General features: G+C 70.2%; 13 protein-coding genes. 6 read left to right on the forward strand and 7 right to left on the reverse strand.

Annotation, left to right across the window (positions count from 1 at the left end):
• Positions 1-655: 655 nt before the first annotated feature.
• Genes WMF20_RS06955 through WMF20_RS06965 form a run of 3 tightly spaced genes read left to right on the forward strand, consistent with a single transcriptional unit; the run spans position 656 to position 3,159 of the window.
• The gene (locus WMF20_RS06955) at positions 656-970 is read left to right on the forward strand and encodes a hypothetical protein (RefSeq protein WP_437611747.1); all 315 of its coding nucleotides are present in this window, start codon (positions 656-658) and stop codon (positions 968-970) included.
• 60 nt (positions 971-1,030) lie between these two features.
• The gene (locus WMF20_RS06960; RefSeq protein WP_437611748.1) at positions 1,031-2,032 is read left to right on the forward strand and encodes a 2-ketoarginine methyltransferase; all 1,002 of its coding nucleotides are present in this window, start codon (positions 1,031-1,033) and stop codon (positions 2,030-2,032) included.
• Positions 2,033-2,043: 11 nt separating this feature from the next.
• Complete coding sequence (locus tag WMF20_RS06965) at positions 2,044-3,159, forward strand: beta-methylarginine biosynthesis bifunctional aminotransferase (RefSeq protein WP_437611749.1); 1,116 nt, start codon at positions 2,044-2,046, stop codon at positions 3,157-3,159.
• 432 nt (positions 3,160-3,591) lie between these two features.
• Here WMF20_RS06965 and WMF20_RS06970 read toward each other — a convergent pair whose 3' ends face one another.
• From WMF20_RS06970 to WMF20_RS06995, 6 genes are all read right to left on the reverse strand, one after another.
• Complete coding sequence (locus WMF20_RS06970; RefSeq protein ID WP_437611750.1) at positions 3,592-3,999, reverse strand: helix-turn-helix domain-containing protein; 408 nt, start codon at positions 3,997-3,999, stop codon at positions 3,592-3,594.
• Entirely contained in the window at positions 3,996-4,172 is a 177-nt protein-coding gene (locus WMF20_RS06975) for a hypothetical protein (protein WP_437611751.1), read from the reverse strand. The genes WMF20_RS06970 and WMF20_RS06975 overlap by 4 nt, the downstream gene beginning before the upstream one ends.
• 178 nt (positions 4,173-4,350) lie before the next feature.
• A complete protein-coding gene (locus WMF20_RS06980) occupies positions 4,351-5,316 on the reverse strand; it encodes an NADP-dependent oxidoreductase (protein ID WP_437611752.1) in 966 nt (321 codons plus the stop codon).
• A 253-nt stretch (positions 5,317-5,569) separates the two neighbouring features.
• Positions 5,570-6,466 (reverse strand): RCC1 domain-containing protein, encoded by an 897-nt coding sequence (locus WMF20_RS06985; RefSeq protein WP_437611753.1) that lies wholly within the window; start codon positions 6,464-6,466, stop codon positions 5,570-5,572.
• A 382-nt stretch (positions 6,467-6,848) separates the two neighbouring features.
• Positions 6,849-8,234, reverse strand: coding sequence for a DUF1552 domain-containing protein (locus WMF20_RS06990; RefSeq protein WP_437611754.1), 1,386 nt, complete (start codon positions 8,232-8,234; stop codon positions 6,849-6,851).
• A complete protein-coding gene (locus WMF20_RS06995; RefSeq protein WP_165373834.1) occupies positions 8,234-9,940 on the reverse strand; it encodes a DUF1592 domain-containing protein in 1,707 nt (568 codons plus the stop codon). Before WMF20_RS06995 ends, WMF20_RS06990 begins: the two co-directional genes overlap by 1 nt.
• Before the next feature lie 312 nt (positions 9,941-10,252).
• Between WMF20_RS06995 and WMF20_RS07000 the strand changes: the two genes are divergently transcribed.
• The 3 genes from WMF20_RS07000 to WMF20_RS07010 all read left to right on the forward strand — a co-directional run bounded on the left by WMF20_RS07000 (position 10,253) and on the right by WMF20_RS07010 (position 14,754).
• Positions 10,253-11,179 carry a hypothetical protein gene (locus WMF20_RS07000; RefSeq protein WP_437611755.1) on the forward strand — a complete coding sequence of 309 codons (927 nt, stop codon included), beginning with the start codon at positions 10,253-10,255 and terminating at the stop codon, positions 11,177-11,179.
• Positions 11,169-13,181 (forward strand): nucleotide-binding protein, encoded by a 2,013-nt coding sequence (locus tag WMF20_RS07005; RefSeq protein WP_437611756.1) that lies wholly within the window; start codon positions 11,169-11,171, stop codon positions 13,179-13,181. The genes WMF20_RS07000 and WMF20_RS07005 overlap by 11 nt, the downstream gene beginning before the upstream one ends.
• Before the next feature lie 283 nt (positions 13,182-13,464).
• Positions 13,465-14,754 (forward strand): glycosyltransferase family 4 protein, encoded by a 1,290-nt coding sequence (locus tag WMF20_RS07010; protein ID WP_437611757.1) that lies wholly within the window; start codon positions 13,465-13,467, stop codon positions 14,752-14,754.
• Positions 14,755-14,846: 92 nt separating this feature from the next.
• Here the strand turns inward: WMF20_RS07010 and WMF20_RS07015 are convergent, their stop codons facing one another.
• The gene (locus WMF20_RS07015; RefSeq protein ID WP_437611758.1) at positions 14,847-16,355 is read right to left on the reverse strand and encodes a serine/threonine-protein kinase; all 1,509 of its coding nucleotides are present in this window, start codon (positions 16,353-16,355) and stop codon (positions 14,847-14,849) included.
• Positions 16,356-16,460 lie beyond the last annotated feature (105 nt).

Here is a 16,460-nt window from a genome sequence, read left to right on the forward strand (position 1 = left end):
GTGTTCTCCAGGCTGGCGAGGTTCTCCCCGTCGTCGAATCAGGATCGATCATGCGGCGGTCCGAACTGCATGTCGCCGGTCCGACGCGCGGCACGAGCGTAAGTGCCGCGACGCCACGCGTGGATTTACCCTAGTGCTGGGATGGTGCCTCGCAAGTGACCTGAGCTTACGGTGGACTTCCCAGACGCTCCTGACAGGAAAGCCCAGGCCGCGCCTGATGGTGATGGAGCCTGGCGGACCTCCCGACGACTCGCCGGTCTGGCCGTCGGGCTCTGCCAGCCAGAGCGTGCTCTGCTCGATCGTGGGCATCCTTTTCGGGATCGGTTCGTTGCGCTGCCCTGCTGAGCTGGATCGCCTGAATCCGAGCCGCATCGACCTGGCACGTCGGCTGCTTGAGAGATAGAGATGTAGAGATGTGACAGCGGGCTGCGGTGGGCCGGCGAGTCCCCATGGCTGCTCGTCGTGCGCGCGCCGCTCCGGGTCATCGCGCCTCGAAGCGACGAGGCCGCTGCGGCCACGCGAGACGCGCGGCAGCCGAGGGGGTTCCGCCCCAGGAAGGACCAGTAGCGACCGATGCAAGAGGACACTGTTCATGATCGAGCGGCTCGCCGGCGACAACGCGAGCCAAGCTCCAGCACAGCGCTAGCGGAGTCATATGCCCACCATCGAATTCTTCGGTTACAGCGACGATGAACGAGCTATCCTCGAGCATCGCGTCCGCGAGCGGCTGGACGCTGAGCCGTTCCGAGGAGATTGTGTATTCGTCACGGCGGCGCGCTCCCGTGTCCGCGATTGGCAGGGCAACGAACGTCCCTTCCTCCGAGTCAGCACGAGATCCGTGGAGCGGGCCGAGCGTTTCAAGGTCCTGCTCAACGATCTGTGCGATCTCGAGATCGTCCAAATCGGCTTCAATCCGATGAGCATCGGAGAAGAGCGCGATGAGACGAATCATGGGTACGGCGAGCAGTGAGGCGACACGGCTTGATGACGCGACGCGACAAACACGAGATCTGGCATGAGGTAGACACCGATGACCGATAGCAATTTCGAAGTTCGGCTGATCGAGGCGTTGCAGCCCATTCGAGGTTTCGCGCTGGCCCAGGGAATATATCATCTGTTCCTGAGCGGCATCTTCGACCGGCTGGTCAGCGGCACGTCGACTCTGCAAGATCTCGAGGATTCGGGAGCGCACCGAGGACGAACCGCTGGTTTTCTTCGCTATCTCGCGAATGAGGGGCTCGTCTTGCTGCAGGGTGACGCTGTTTCGCTGACCTCACGGGGGCGCGAGCTCGCCGAGTTCCGGCCCTGGTACGAGTTGCTGATCGGAGGTTACGCGCAGACGTTCCAGCAGATCACGGAGACGCTCCGGGGAGGGAGCTATGCCAGCCGCGACGGCGCGATGGTCGGGATCGGAAGCTGCGGCATCAGCCGATACGATGCCTTGCCGCTCGTCCGAAGGTTGTTGGCGAATATGCCGATGTCCGCTACGCAGCTCATCGATCTGGGCTGCGGCGATGGAACGTTCCTGGCAGATCTGGCGCGAGACTACCCTGGCATTCACGCCATCGGTATAGACCCCTTCGCACCTCTCCTCAGCGGCAGCGAGCTGCTCACGTTCTGTCGGGCTTCTGCAGTGGACTATGTCCGCTCTCTCGATCCCGAGGGACCCGTCGCCGGTCGTCCTCGCCGCCTATTCCTCGCCGCCTTCCTGCTGCAGGAGATCCTCGAGCAGGAGGGCCGGGCGGATGTGGTCGAGCTCGTGCGGAACGCGCTCCGCGGGGATGCGTCCCTCGTGGTCGTCGAGGTCGATCATCGACCGGCGGATCCATCGGTCATGCGGCACGGTTTGGGCCTCGCCTACTACAATCCATATTATCTCCTGCACGTCCTGACCGAGCAGCGGCTGGAGACGACGCGGTTCTGGTTGGATCTTTTCGAGGAGGCGGGTGCCATGGTGGTCGCTCGACAGCACGTGAACCCAGAGGTTGATTCGACCGGGCTTCTGTTCGGCTGCGTGCTGAAGTCCAGGTGATTGGAGGAAGTATGGAACAGACACCGCTGGGCAAGCGACTGGCGCGTGCTGCGCGAGCATCCGATATAAACTGGAAGTTCCTTGTAGAAAACGTTCCGGTCTGGCCGGTCGCTCCGCCGGTCCCGCCGTATACATGGGGAGACGGAGACCACCGGTATGCGCCGAGCCAGGGGGTTGAAGTGCTGCTCGACGCCTTGCACGACCGTGGTCAGTCCCAGGGAGTGCACGTCGGGACCGAGTCGATTCTCATCACCAACGGTGGTCTCGACGCCCTGGGGTTGACGGTCCGTCACCTGAGGCGGTCCGGGGTGAGCCGCGCCGTCTGTGCGGGGCCCATCTTGCTGAGCCTGGCCCAACTGTTCGACGTCACTGGGCTTCAATTAGTCGTCCAGCCTTGGTCGAGACTGTGGTCTGAGCAGAGTTGGCGGCTATTCCGCCTGGGTCCTGGCGACGTCGTCTACATCAACACTCCACACAACCCCACGGGCACATGCCTCGAGAATTGGATAGTGAAGGATCTGCTCAAGGACCAGGAGCATCACGGCTTCGCGCTGATCTTCGATCTGGTGTACGACTCCTTTACCTATGGACCGCAGCGCTTCGTTTCTCCGTTGGCGCTAGTGGAAGAGTGGAGAAATGTCTTTGGTGTCAACAGCTTCTCCAAGAACTACGGAGCTCCCGGGCTTCGTGTTGGATGGCTGGTCGCCGAGCCGGGGACGATCGCAGATTTGACTTCGCATCTTGAAATGGAGCGAATCGCCGTGTCCACCGAGGCTCAGCTCCGGGCCGCCGCCCTGTGCAAGCATGGCAATGCGCCGCTCATCGAGCGAGTCGACCACGGTCACCAGCTCGTCGTCGATTGGGCCCTGGAGCACGGCGTTCGTCTGGACTCCGTGCGGAGCGGGACTCAGGCGTGGCTCGACCTCGAGGCCGGTGATACGGAGCGATTCGCGGACTCGCTGCTGGTGGAAGATAGGATGATCGTCGCGACGGGCGCGAACTACTACCCTCGAGACGTCGATCATATTCGCGTGCCGACGGGATTGCCGGCGTCGTTCTTGGCGGAAGCACTACAGGTGATCGCCAGGGCTCGGCATCGAGCGCGCTGCTGCCATTCAACGCGGTGAGAGTGTCATCGAAACGATGCGGGAAGATATCCTCGAGGTCGTGGAGATCGGTGTTGCCGTCGTTCGCCTACCGCCTCGCCCTTCGCGCTGCTGCCGCGTCCAGCTTCGCCTCTGCCTCGACTGCCGCCCGCTCCCGGGCCTCCTCAACAAACACGCGATCGCCATCATCGAGACGCGCGACCGGGCGGTCGGACGACGACGTGGTTCGGAACGAGCAAGGAGCTGTCACGGCTCGAGGATGGCCTGGCGGAGCTACACCCCCGCGAATTCGCCGCTCGGTTCGGATTTCATCGAGACGCTGGCCGAGCTCCGTGGCGCGCGCGGGGCGACTGGCCGCATGAGTTTGCTCGCCCCTCGCAGTCGATGCGCCGTGGCTTTCCTCGGCGCATCGGCCGGTCGGGCCTTGCGTTGTCGTGCAGTAGGACGGGGCGCTCATCGAACACCACGACCGGTTTGGTCGGGTCGTGGGGCCGATCGTGCAGCTCCAGCACGTCCTTCATCCGCTCGACGAACGGCTGGTCGATCTTCGGAACGCACCACATCTTTTTCCCGCCAGGGCTTGATGTCATGGTCGGCGAGGGGCCTTCGTATGGTCTCTCGGCTGACCGAGCGGACGACCCTTCGCCGCTCGGCTTCGTCGGCAACCAGGGCGATGGTCCATCGCGCCCGCCCCTCGGGCGGCGGATCACAGACCAGCGCGATGAGTGCGGCGGTCTGCGCACTGTCGAGGAGCTTGGCGCGGCGCCGCCGGGGCTCCTCGCTCAGGGCGTGCTCGATACCCCTCCAGGAAGCGGTTGGCGACGCGTCGCACCTCGCGGCGGTACGTTCCCGTCGCCTCACGCCACCTGCGTGATCGTCCAGCCCTTGTCGAGCAGACGGAGGGCCTGGATCCGCCGTGCGACCAGCATGCCGAGCGGGCCCTCCCTCTCGCGTCGGCGCAGTGCCTGCTGGTCCTCCTGGCTGAGCTGGAGCCCCGTGAACCTCGGCCTCGGCTGCTTTCGTTCGTCGCCCACGCCTGCCCAGACGCACGAGCCGGGCGAAACGGATCGTCAGAACCGAGGCGCGGCACTAGCACCGCGTCGCCCAAGGGCGATCCGCAGCCGCCGGGGCCTCGCTGCTCGCCAGCGCCCGCAGGCGCTGCTCAGGAGAATGGCCTCGTCGGACGCGCCCGGAGGGCCGCTGTGCTGGACCTCAGCGAGCAGGCGTGATTGCCAGGACGATCTTGCCACGCGGGCGGGGGCGGGTGCCGTCGAGCATCTCATGCGCGCCGCGGACCTCGGCGAGCGGCAGCACGGCGCCGATGTCGACCGAGAGCTCGCCCGCGTCGAGCAGGGCGGCGATGCGGTCGAGGTGGGCCGTCGTGACGTCGACGAGAAAGAAGCTCGCCCGCACGCCGCGACGGGCGGCCTCTTCCTGATCTGGGGTCGACACCGCCGAGACCAGGATGCCACGCCGCTTGAGCACGGCGAAGGACCGCGCCTGGGTGTCGCCGCCGACGAGGTCGATGACGGCATCGACGTCCTTGGCGGCCTCCTCGAAGCGCTCGCTCCGGTAGTCCACGACGATGTCCGCGCCGAGACCGCGGACGAAGTCGCGATCCTTGGCCGAAGCCGTCGCGATCACACGGGCGCGGGCCCGGCGCGCGAGCTGCACCGCGTACGCGCCGACGCTGCCGGCCGCGCCGTGCACCAGCACGGTCTGTCCGGCTTCGAGCTGGGCCTGATCGAACAGCGCCTGCCACGCCGTGACGGCGATGACCGGCACGGAGGCGGCCTGCACGTCGTCGAACCGGAGAGGCTTGCGCGTCACCCTGCACGCCTGCGCCACGGCATAGTCGGCGTGTGCGCCGGTGAAGCGCCTGTTGGTGACGCCAAAGACCGCTGCGCCCGGCGCGAGGCCGGTCACCTCGGGGCCGACCGCGGCCACGGTACCTGCGAGATCCGAGCCGAGCGTCAGCGGCAACGGCTGGGGCAGCACGCTCTTGCCGGCACGAATCCAGGCGTCCCACGGCCCGACCCCGGCCGCCGCGACGCGGACCAGCACCTCGCCCGGGCCGGGCAGCGGGAGCGGCACCTTTTCGAGGGTGATGACCTCGGGGCCGCCGAACCGGTGGACTCGGGCGGCGTCGGTCGCGCTGGGGAGCATCGTCGAGAACATGGTGTGGATCTCGTGAGCGTCGAGGGGGCGCACCGACGGAAGAGGTCGCGAGGGCAGCCGTGAACGGGCGTGCCCAGGACAAAGAACCGGGAGTTCCTCCGCGCTCGACGCCTCATGTCGGGGTACTCGGCCGCATCGTCCGGGCAGCTCGATCCCACCTCGAGCAGCACGGCCTCGCGCTCCGAGCGGCTCTGCAGGTGGTGGACGTCGGGCTCCCGTGCGAAACCCGGAGCAGCTCCGTGAACCTATTGGCTCACGGCAGCAAGACGTCGACGGGCGTGCCGCTCCCGGTGCCGGGCAGGGAGCCTCCGTCGCCGAGCTGCCCCGTGATGTCGCTGCCCCAGCACTTGGCGCCGCCGCCCGAGATGGCCGCGCACGTCGTCAGGGTGCCGGCAGAGACCAGCACCGCGTTGCTGAGGCTCCCGACGGAGACCGGCGACGCGCTGTTCGTCGTGGTGTTGTCCCCCAGCTGACGGTTGCCGTTCAAGCCCCAGCAGGATACGCCCCCGCCTGAATGAACCACGCAGGTGTGGCTTTGACCGGCGTCGAGCTTCACAGCGTCGCTGATCCCGGTGACCGTGACCGGCGTGGTGCTGTATGCGGGCGACATCGAGCCTGTTCCGAGCTGACCCGAGCTGTTGCTCCCCCAGCACTTCACGGTTCCATCCGACAGGAGGGCGCATGCGTGATTGTTGCCGGTAGCCACGGCGACCGCCGTCGAGATGCCGGTCACGCTCACAGGCGTCTTCCTGGTCGTCGTGGCGCCGTCTCCGAGCTTACCGAGGAAGCCGTCCCCCCAGCACGAGACGGCGCCCGTGCTGTGGAGAACACAGTTGAAATAGCTCTGAGTGTCGAGGGCCACCGCATCCGTGATTCCGGCGACCGTCACGGGCGAGAGCCGATAGACGGCGCTGCTCGCATCCCCGAGCTGCTCGTGGAGAGCCCCTCCCCAGCACTTGACCGAGCCCCCGGAGAGCAGCGCGCAGCTGTGGTCGTATCCCGCCGCCACGTCGATAACTCCCGAGACGCCCGAGACTTCCGTCGGCACCTGACGGTTTGTCGTGGTCCCGTCGCCGAGCTTCCCGTGGCCGTTGTGCCCCCAGCAGTAGGCGGATCCGGTGCTGGTCGCGGCGCAGGAAAAAATACACAACAGTAACTGCGTACACTGATCATTTTGTAAGTTCAACCACATTCATGCGCGTCTCGGACACGCCCTCTCCTCGTCGTCCTGCCTACGTGGTGCGTACGTGGGGGGCGTACGCCGGACATTCGTCCGGCCGGCCCCATGGATTCCCCGCAGCGTGCCGTGAAGGAGAAGATCTGCGCGACCCGTCAGGACGCGACCATCGGCCTGCAGGTCGCGCGCGCCCTTCTTGACCTGCCCGGGCGTGCCACTGCGCGCCGTCTTGCGCAAAGCCAGTATACGCGCGGCGCTCTTGGCGTCGCGGCGCACTGTCAAGATGTTTCTGCGAACCGACTCGGGGAGATCGGGCCAGGATCGCGCGCCCTCCGCGCGCCGTCGCCCCTGTCCCTCAGCTGGTCAGCCCCTTCAGGGGCCCGGTGCAGTACTTCGGGTCGCCGAACGACTCGGTGTCGACGCCCATCGCCTGCAGCAGCGAGACGAGCAGGTCGTTGTGCCCGACCTGCTTCGCCTGGGAGACGAAGCGGCCCGTCTTGAAGTGGCCGGCGGCGCTCCCGGCGAGCACATAAGGGATGTTCTGGCGCAGGTGGTTGCCGTCGGCGTGCTCGTTCGTCCAGAAGATCACCGTGTTGTCGAAGACCGAGCCGTTGCCTTCCGGCATGCTCTTCAGCTTCGCGATGAGGTATGCGAGCTGCTCGGCGTAGAAGCGGCTGATCTTCGTGAGGCGCTGGCGGTTCACCGGGTCGGCGTAGCCGTTGTGCGCCATCGGGTGGTGCCCCTCGGTGATGTCCGGGCCGAGGAAGCTCAGCACCTTTGTCGTCGCGGAGTTCGTGAACTGGAGGCTCGCCACCCGCGTCAGATCGCAGGCGAGGGCCATGGCCATGAGATCCAGCTGGAGCCTCGTGACCTCGGGCATGTTCGCGACCTTGTCCGGGTCGACGTCCGGCGTCAGCTCCGGCGGCGCGCACGCCTCGGAGGTCGGCACCACGCCGCGGTCGAGGCGCGAAGCGATGTCCTCCACCGACGCGAGGTGCCCCGCGAGCTTCTCCTGATCCGCGGCGCCGAGGCGCCGCTGCAACCGCTTGTAGTCGGCGGCCACCTTGTCGAGCACCGCCCTGCGCTGCTCGGTCTTCTTTGTCGCCGTCTCGGGCGTGACCGCCAGATCGGAGAAGAGGCGGTCGAACGCGGCGTAAGGGCTGTTCTCCGGCGGCAGCGGCTGCGCCGGGCCGCGGTAGGCGATGCGCGCGCCCACGTTCGCCCCGTAGACGAGCACGCCGAGCTCCAGCGACAGGAACTTGGTCCTCGTGCCGATGTGGTTCGCGATCTCCTGGTCGACCGAGATGCCGTCGGCCCAGCCGCACGACAGCCCCGCGTCGCCGGGGAAATCGCCCTCCTGCATCGGCCGCGCGGTCAGGCACTGCCCCGTGCCCTTCTGGTGCGCGTCGCCCGGCCCCGTGAGCGCCGACAGCGCGCTCACGTTGCCGAGGACCAGCAGATCCTCGTTGTGGTCCTTGAGCGGCGCCAGGATGGGCGACAGCTCCTCGCCGTTCTTGAGCTGCGACGACGACGGCCAGAAGTCCGGCGGGACGGTGCCGTTCGGCGTGTAGATGACGACGAAGCGCTTCGGGAACTCGGCCCCGAACGCGGCCCGCCCGGTCTGCTCCGACGCGGGGGCGAGCCGCTTCGAGCAGCCCATCACCTCGAGGAACGGCAGCGCGAGCGCCGCGCCGCCGAGGCCCCGGAGCACGGCGCGGCGGCTGAGTCGGAACGGCTTCATCACGGCTCTCCTTCTGCGCCGCCCTCTGCGGCGCCTGCTGCGCGGATCATGCGCCGGTAGCGGAACGCGTCGGTCTGGGTGAGCGCCACGAGCAGCGCCCGGATGTTGTACCCGGACGCCTCGAACGCCTGCGTCGCCTGCGCGAGGCTGCAGCCGTCCTCGCTCTGCTCGGCGCGGCCGTAGCCGAAGCGGAACCACTGCTTCACCACGCACGCGCGCACCTGCTCGCTCTGCGCGAGCCGGTGCGCGAGCTCGACCGCCCCGTCGAACGGACCGTCGATGTCGGTCTGCGTGAGCTCGCCGCTCGCGTCGACGGGGATGCCGTTCTCGGCGTCGCGCCAGCGGCCGAGCGCGTCGTAGTGCTCGAAGCCGAACCCGATCGGGTCGAGCAGCGCGTGGCAGCTCTTGCACCCCGGATCCGAGACGTGCTGGGCGAACTGCTCGCGGGTCGTCTTCGTCGGGTCCACCATGGGCGGCTCCGGGACCACGTCCGGCGGCGGCGGCGGGATCTGGCAGAGCAGGCTCTGGCGCACGAACCGGCCGCGGTGGACCGGCGAGGACCGGTTCGGCTTCGCGTAGAGCGCGAGCAGCCCGGCGTGCGTCACGAAGCCGGCGCGCTGCGACGGATCGAGCTCGACCCGCTCGAACGCGTCGCCCTTCGGGCCGCCCTTGACGCCGTAGAACGCGGCGAGCTCCCGGTTCATCATCGAGTACGGCGCCGTGAACAGCGCGCTCACGCCCGCGTCCTCTTCGAAGATCGCGTGGTCCAGGAACGCCTCGGTCTCGGCCTGGAAGAGCGGCAAGAGCTCGTCGTCGTACTCGGGGTAGAGCTCCGGATCCTTCCCGCCCGCGGCGATCTCGTCGATCTTCGCGAGCCCGAGCCACTGGCGGTGGAAGCTCTTCACGGCCTCGCGCGCCCGCGGGTCCTCCAGCATGCGCCGCGCCTGGGCCTCGATCTCCGCGGCGGTGCCGAGCGCCCCCTGCTCGGCGGCGGCGAAGAGCGCGCCGTCGGGCATCGTGCCCCAGAGCAGGTAGGAGAGACGCGAGGCGATCTCGTAGGACGTGAGCGGCACGACGTCGTCCTCCACCGGATCCGGCATGCCGAGCTCGACCCGGTAGAGGAAGTGCGGCGACTGCAGCATCGCCTGGAGGACGAGCGCGAGGCCGGTCGACGCGTCGTCGGGCGCGTCCCCGAGGGCGATCCCGCGCCGGAAGAGCGCGACGAAGTCGGCGATCTCGTCCTCGGCGAGGGGCCGCCGGAACGCCCGCTTGCCGAACGACGCGACGAGCGCCGCGACCTCGCCGCGGCACGCCTCGCCCGCCGCGGCCTCGAGGCACGCGGGCGCCTCGCGGACGAGCTTGCCCACCGCGCGCGCCGCGACGCCCTCGGCCGCCGTCATGTACTGCTCGGCGAGCAGCGGGCTCACCACGAGCGCCGCCGCCTGGTTGTTGAAGCCGAGCGACTCCTCTTCTGGCACGAAGCCCTTCGCAGGGCGGCTGTCGTCGCCCAGGAGATCGAAGATCGTGTTGTCGTACTCCGCGCGGGTCATCCGGCGGAGCGGCGACTCGCCGGGCTCGATCGCGGTGCACAGCGGGGCCGTCGCCTCTCCGTCTCCATCGTGCGCGGGCAAATCGCCGTATTGACCTGTGCAGGAGGCGAGGAGGAGCAGGCCGATGGGCCAGCGGAGACTTCGTGGTTCAGCCATGATGCCTCGTCAGCGAGCGCGGGGAGGAGCCGACGGCGGGATCGCGCGCCGCCGTGCCGCGCGCGCCCTCTCGCCATCTTCCGGGGAGCCTATGGCAATCCGCTCCTCCAGGATAGGCGCCGCGCGAGGAGAGGGCGAATCAAGTGGGAGCTTGGGGCCGATGCGATCCTCCCATGCGCGCTCGCCTTACCGCGGGCGCGCTGTGTGGCGGTTTGTCGCAAACGACCCCGGATCGCCGCGGGATGTCGCCGACTCGGTCTCTCGAAAGCGACGCTCGACCCGCGACGTGAAGAGCGACTATGCTCGCGCTCGATGCCAACGAGGCGCACGCTCGCCTGTCCATTGCTTCCCGCGCAATCGCGGCGCCGCGCGCGCCGCTCCCATGCGGCCGCGCTGCTCGGCGCGGCGCTCGCCGCGCTCGCCGCGCCCCCGTCCGCGCGCGCCGCCGAGGTCGCGGCGGCGCTCCGCCCCGAGGCCGCGGAGCGCGACGAGGGGCGCGCTCCGCCTGACGCGGGGGCCGCCGTGGGGACCGAGCTCTTCAGCGCTGGAGTCGATCTCGAGATCGCGGGTCGTACGCTGTCCTATACGGATCTGCTCTCCGAGAACCTCCGCACCTACGAGGTGCTCGGCGTGCCCATGCCGTCGCTCCGGGCGGAGCTGTACCCGCTCGCGCGCAGCGCCTTGCCGGTGCTCCGCGATCTCGGGATCGCCCTCTCGTACGCGCGCGCCGTCGGCCTCGACTCGGAGGGCGCCGGGGGAGCGAGCGTATCGACCTCCTTCAGCCGGCTGCACGCCGGCCTCAAGGGCCGTTATCGCCCTGCCGGGCAGGCTGGCCCGGTCCTGTTCGCGAGCGGCGGACTCTGCTGGACCGACTTCGATGTCGCGCCGACCGGCGACCCGTCGCGCGACGCAGCGGCGGTGTCTTACGTCGCCCTGCGCCTCGGCGCGGACGGCCGCCTCCCTGTCGGCCCGGTCGCGCTGGAGGCGGGCGCGGGCTACCAGGCGCCGCTCTCGATGGGCGCCCTCGCGTCGTATTTCCGCGAGCCCAGCGCCGGCGGCGTCGACCTCCGCGTCGCGGTCGCCGTCCCGTTCGCGCCGGGGCTCGAGGCGCGCGCCGGGGCGTCGTATGCGCGGTTCTTCTATGACTTCGACTCCGAGCCCGGGGACCCGTACATCGCCGGCGGGGCGCTCGATCAGCTCTTCGGCGTTCACCTGGGGGTTGCTTATCATGGGTACTGAGGTGGGCGGAGCGCGCGCGGCGCGCGGCGCGTCCGGCCTCCGCCGCGGCTTCTGGGCGGCGGCCGCGCTCGCCGCGCCGGCCTTGCCGCTGCTCGCGGGGTGTCCCGGCAGGATCGACGACAAAACGCGGTTCGAGACGCCCGACGACCGCCCGCCGGCCGGCTGCGCCGACGTGCCTTCGGCGTTCGCCGAGCGCTGCGGCGGCGCGAGCTGCCACGGCCCGGGCGAGCCCGCGGCCGCCCTCGACCTCGTCACGCTCGGCGTCGGCGATCGCGTCGTCGGGCGCCCGGCCCAGAGCTGCGCGGGGGTGCTCGCCGACCCCGACCGGCCGGAGGAGAGCGTGCTCTACGCGAAGCTCACGGACGCGCCGTCCTGCGGCGCGCGCATGCCGCTCGGCGGGCTCCCGTACTCGTCCGAGGAGCTCGCGTGCGTGGCCGCGTGGATCGCGGAGCTCGCGCCGGCCGCGTGCAGCGGCCCCGACTGCGGCTGTCCCGGGTGCGTGTGCGCGCCCGGCGCGCAGGAGGCGTGCTACTCCGGCTCGGAGGAGACGCGCGGCGTCGGGCGCTGCGCGGACGGCACCCGCACCTGCAACGCCGAGGGCACCTCGTGGGGCCCGTGCACCGGCGAGGTCCTGCCCGCGTTCGACGCGTGCGACACGCCCGAGGACGAGGACTGCGACGGGCGCGTGCCCGCCTGCGAGGAGGTGTGGAGCCGCGCCTTCGGCGACGCGAACGGCCAGTACGCCCGCGCCGTCGCCGTCGACGCGGACAGGAACGTGATCGTCGCCGGCCAGATGGAGGGCACCGTCGACTTCGGCGGCGGCCCGCTCACGGCCACGGGCGCCGACGCGTTCGTGGCGAAGTTCGACAAGTTCGGCACCCACCTCTGGAGCAAGCGCTTCGCGGGCGACGGCAACCAGTTCGCGATGGCGCTCGCGGTCGACCCGGCCGGCGACATCGTCGTGGCGGGCCGCGCGTTCGGCAGCGTCGACCTCGGCGGCGGCGTGCTCGTGTCGCACGGGGCCGACGACGTGTTCGTCGCCAAGCTCGACGGAGACGGCGAGCACGTCTGGAGCCGGATGATCGGCGGATCCGGCGCGGACCGCTGCGATCGCGTCGCCGTCGATCCGGCGGGCGGCGTCCTCGTGGCGGGCGGCTTCCACGGCGAGGTCGACGTCGGCGGCGCCGTGCTCACGAGCGCGGGCCTGCGCGACGCCTTCGTGCTGCGGCTCGCCCCGGGGGACGGCCGCACGCTGCTCGCCCTGCGCGCCGGCGACGAGGGCGACGACTACGCGCACGGGATCGCGGCCGACGCGGACGGCAACCTGCTCGTCGCGGGTCATTTCTCGGGCTCGATCGATCTCGGCGGGGCGCCGCTGGTGAGCGCGGGGCTCTCGGACGTCTTCCTGGCCAAGCTCGGCCCCTCGGGCGACCACCTGTGGAGCGCCCGGTTCGGCGGCGCCGAGGCCGACGAGGCCCACGACGTCGCGGTTCACGGGGCGACGGGCGACGTGGTGCTCACGGGCACGTTCGCGTCGACCATCGACTTCGGCGGCGGGCGGCTGACGAGCGCCGGCGGGCGGGACCTGTACGTCGCCCGGCTCTCCAGCGACGGCGCGCACGTCCTGAGCCGGCGCTTCGGCGACGCGGAGGACCAGCTGCTCACCGACTTCGAGACGGGCGCGCGCGCGAGCGCCGACGTGGACGCCGGCGGCAACATCGTGCTCGCGGGGCCGCTCTTCGGCGCGGCGGACTTCGGCGGCGGGCTGCTGAAGAGCCGGGGCAAGACCGACGTTTACCTGGTCAAGCTCGGCCCCTCGGGCGCTCACCTGTTCAGCTCGCTGTTCGGAGACGGTCAGACGCAGGTCGGCCTGGACGTCACGGCGGACTCAGGAGGGAGCGTGCTGCTCGCCGGCCGCTTCTACGGCAAGCTCAACTTCGGTCAGGGGGCGCTCTCGGGCGCGGGCCAGGGGGATGCGTTTCTGACGAAACTTTCCCTGTAGCCCCCGGTTGTAAAATTGGCGCCCTGATGTACAAATCCGCTGTCTGCTGAACCGTCTCACGCAAGCGACCCCATCCTGCCCTGTGCAAATTTGCCTCGCCTGAGGCAGGCTGGATGCTCGCTTGTTGCTGGCGCGGGCCCGCTGCTGCCATTCCGGCCTGGTTTCCAGCTTCTCCGAGGTGGCATGTTCTCTGCTGACCGTGGCTCGACCGCGCGCGAGCCGCGCACCCCCCTATTTGGAGGACTCCTGTCGAGCCTGCGGGCGAGTCCGGAGGAGCAGAGGTATGCGCATCCTGCTTATCACCAAGGTCTTCCCGAACGCGATGAACCCTGGCCAGGCGCCGTTCAACCGGCGGCAGTTCGCCGCGCTGTCGCGTTATTGTGACATCGACGTCTTCGCCACCATTCCCTGGTTTCCGGGAGCTTCCAGGTTCTCCAAGTGGTCAATCGCGGACAACGCGCCTCGCGAGGAGGTGATCGAGGGATTGCCGGTGCGCCACCCGCGGTTCCTGTACTTGCCGAAGGTCGCGCCGTACCTCAACGGCCCGCTCTACGCGGCCTCGATGCTCTTCGAGCTCGCGCGGCACCACCCGGCGCCGGACGTGATCGTCGGATCGTTCGCCTACCCGGACGGCTTCGCCGCGGTGTGCCTGGCGGAGCTGCTCGGCGTCCCGGCCGTCGTCAAGGTGCACGGCTCGGACATCGACGTGCTCTCCCAGCAGCCGGCGGTGCGGCCCGCGCTTGAATGGGGGCTCCGGCGCGCGACGCGCGTCGTCGCCGTGAGCAAGCAGCTCGCCGAGGGGGTCCACGCGCTCGGCGTCCCGCGCGATCGCATCGACGTCGTCATGAACGGCGTCGATCGCGCCATGTTCCGGCCGCGCGACCGGGGCGAGGCCCGCGCCGCCCTGGGCCGCGCCGCGGACCGCCGGACGCTGCTCTACGTCGGCCACCTGCTCCGCGACAAGGGCGCGCTCGACGCGATCGCCGCCTTCGAGCGGGTCGCCGCGGCGCACCCGGACATCGACCTCGTGCTGGTCGGGAGCGGCGCCGACGAGCAGGCCTGCCGCGCGGCGGCGGAGCGGCTCGGCGACCGCGTCCTCCTGGCGGGCCGCCAGCCGCACGACCAGGTGGCGCGCTGGGTCGCCGCCTGCGATGCGCTGGTGCTGCCGAGCCACCACGAGGGCACGCCCAACGTCGTGATCGAGTCGATCGCGTCCGGCCGCCGCGTGGTGGCGACGCGGGTCGGCGGCATCCCCGACGTGCTGAGCAGCCCCGAGCTCGGCGAGCTCGTCTCGCCCGGCGATCTGCCCGCGCTGTCCCGGGCCATGGTGCGCGCGGCGTACGCGCCGTACGATCCCGAGCGGATCGCGGCGATCTCGGGGTGCAAGGGGTGGGACGAGAGCGCCCGCGCCTTCTACGACTCGATCCTCGCCGCGCGGGGCGAGCGGCCGCTGCCGGCGGTCGTCGAGAAGCGCCCGGTGCTCCAGCTCGACGGGCAGCCCCCTCCGTCCGCGCGCTGGGCGCCGCCGCCCGCCTCGCGGCGGTTCCCCGAGGTCGCGGTCAGCCAGGCCTGAGGAGGCCGCGCGGCGCGGGGTCAGCCAGGCCTGAAGGCGCGCGGCGGCGGCCTGAAGGCACAGGGCGGCCCCGCGCTGGCCCGGGGTCCGCCTCAGGTCACCGGCACGGCCTTGTCGGGCCGCAGGCGCACGGTGGGGCCGGGATCCGGGGGCGGGGGCTCGGCGCGCGGCATCGCGGCGCGCGCGGCCCAGAAGCTCCGCGCGTCCTCCGGCGTCCAGGGCGGCTCCGGCGCGCACGCCTCGAGCGCGGCGAGCAGCTCGCGCGCGCTCTGGTATCGGTCGCCGGGCCGCTTGGCGAGGCACCGCATCACCACCTCCTCCAGCTCCGACGAGAGCGGCCACGGCGCGCGGAGCGACGGCGGGATCGGCGGCATCGTCATGTGGGAGTAGACGAGCTTGCCGAAGCTCCGGCCGTCGAACGGGGCCACCCCCGTCAGCAGGTAATAGAGCGTGACCCCGAGCGAGTAGATGTCGCTGCGCGCGTCGACCGCGCCGGCCGAGATCATCTCCGGGGACATGTAGGTCGGCGTTCCCTTGATCACCCCGACGTCCGTCATGCTCGCGTCCCCTTCGAGGGTCACCTGCTTCGCGATCCCGAAGTCGAGCACCTTGAGCACGTCGTGCTCGTCGCCGACGCGCGTGATGTAGAGGTTGTGCGGCTTGATGTCGCGGTGGATGACGCCCGCGTCGTGCGCCTCCGCCAGCGAGAGGCAGATCTGCCGCGCGAAGTGCACGACGCGCGAGGGGGGCATCGGGCCGTGATCGCGCACCAGGGTGGCCAGGTCGGCGCCGGCCAGGTGCTCCATCGCGATGTAGAAGATGCCGTCGCTGCTCGCCCCGAAATCGAAGATCCGGATGGTGTGCGGCGACGTGAGCCGGCTCGTCGCGCGCGCCTCGCGCTCGAAGCTGCGCACGTCGCCCTCGGACTTGCTCTCGCTGCGGAGCAGCTTCAGCGCCACGTCGCGGCGGAGCGACTCGTCCCACGCGAGCCACACCTCGTTCTGCCCGCCCCGGCCGACCGGCGCCACGAGCCGGTAGCGGCCGAGCTTGCGGGCCTCGTAGACCTGCTGGCGCGCCGACCAGAGGCCGTGGCTCGCCGCCGACACGAGGATCGCGGTGGCGAGCACGAAGATGTAGTTGCAGGCGAACACCACGAGCGACCGCGGCGACGTCCACTGCGCCGCGAGCGACGGGTCGAGCGACGCACCCGCGCCCATGATGATCGGGAAGCTGAGCGCCACGGGGAGCGTCATCCGCAGCGAGCGCGTGAAGTGCGTGGGCAGGATCGTCGCGTCGACGAGCATCACGATCGACAGCCCGTGCATGTAGTTCCAGGTGAGATCCCCGAACTCCAGGGCCATCACCGAGATCAGCCCCCCCGTGCTCCAGACCGCGAACACGTGGGCCGCGTCGAGGAGCTCGGCCGAGGTCTGCTCGCGCCGCGCGAGCAGGTAGAGCCAGAGCAGGATGATCTCGCCGAGCAGCCGGTAGAGCAGCAGCCGCGCGATGGAGGCGCTCGGAAACACCGCCAGCACGACGAACACGTCGAGCGCCGCGAAGGTGGGCCAGGTCACCAGCGCGGTGGGGAGGCCCCGCGCCATCGCGCGGCGCTCCTCCGTCGAGCTCGGGCCGGAGGCTCCCTGGGATCCCGTCGGATGAGAGCTGCTCGAGGCGTTCATGGTGCGGCGCGGCCCAGGGTGCAGGCC

This window comes from Sorangium sp. So ce834, assembly GCF_051521425.1.
Classification (GTDB): Bacteria; Myxococcota_A; Polyangia; order Polyangiales; family Polyangiaceae; genus Sorangium; species Sorangium cellulosum_D.

Excerpts from the sequence above, each read along its gene's own strand:
- WMF20_RS06955 (WP_437611747.1), top strand. The coding sequence starts at position 656 with ATGCCCACCATCGAATTCTTCGGTTACAGCGACGATGAACGAGCTATC.
- WMF20_RS06960 (WP_437611748.1), top strand. The coding sequence starts at position 1,031 with ATGACCGATAGCAATTTCGAAGTTCGGCTGATCGAGGCGTTGCAGCCC.
- WMF20_RS06965 (WP_437611749.1), top strand. The coding sequence starts at position 2,044 with ATGGAACAGACACCGCTGGGCAAGCGACTGGCGCGTGCTGCGCGAGCA.
- WMF20_RS06980 (WP_437611752.1), bottom strand. The coding sequence starts at position 5,316 with ATGTTCTCGACGATGCTCCCCAGCGCGACCGACGCCGCCCGAGTCCAC.
- WMF20_RS06990 (WP_437611754.1), bottom strand. The coding sequence starts at position 8,234 with ATGAAGCCGTTCCGACTCAGCCGCCGCGCCGTGCTCCGGGGCCTCGGC.
- WMF20_RS06995 (WP_165373834.1), bottom strand. The coding sequence starts at position 9,940 with ATGGCTGAACCACGAAGTCTCCGCTGGCCCATCGGCCTGCTCCTCCTC.
- WMF20_RS07000 (WP_437611755.1), top strand. The coding sequence starts at position 10,253 with ATGCCAACGAGGCGCACGCTCGCCTGTCCATTGCTTCCCGCGCAATCG.
- WMF20_RS07005 (WP_437611756.1), top strand. The coding sequence starts at position 11,169 with ATGGGTACTGAGGTGGGCGGAGCGCGCGCGGCGCGCGGCGCGTCCGGC.
- WMF20_RS07010 (WP_437611757.1), top strand. The coding sequence starts at position 13,465 with ATGCGCATCCTGCTTATCACCAAGGTCTTCCCGAACGCGATGAACCCT.
- WMF20_RS07015 (WP_437611758.1), bottom strand. The coding sequence starts at position 16,355 with ATGGCGCGGGGCCTCCCCACCGCGCTGGTGACCTGGCCCACCTTCGCG.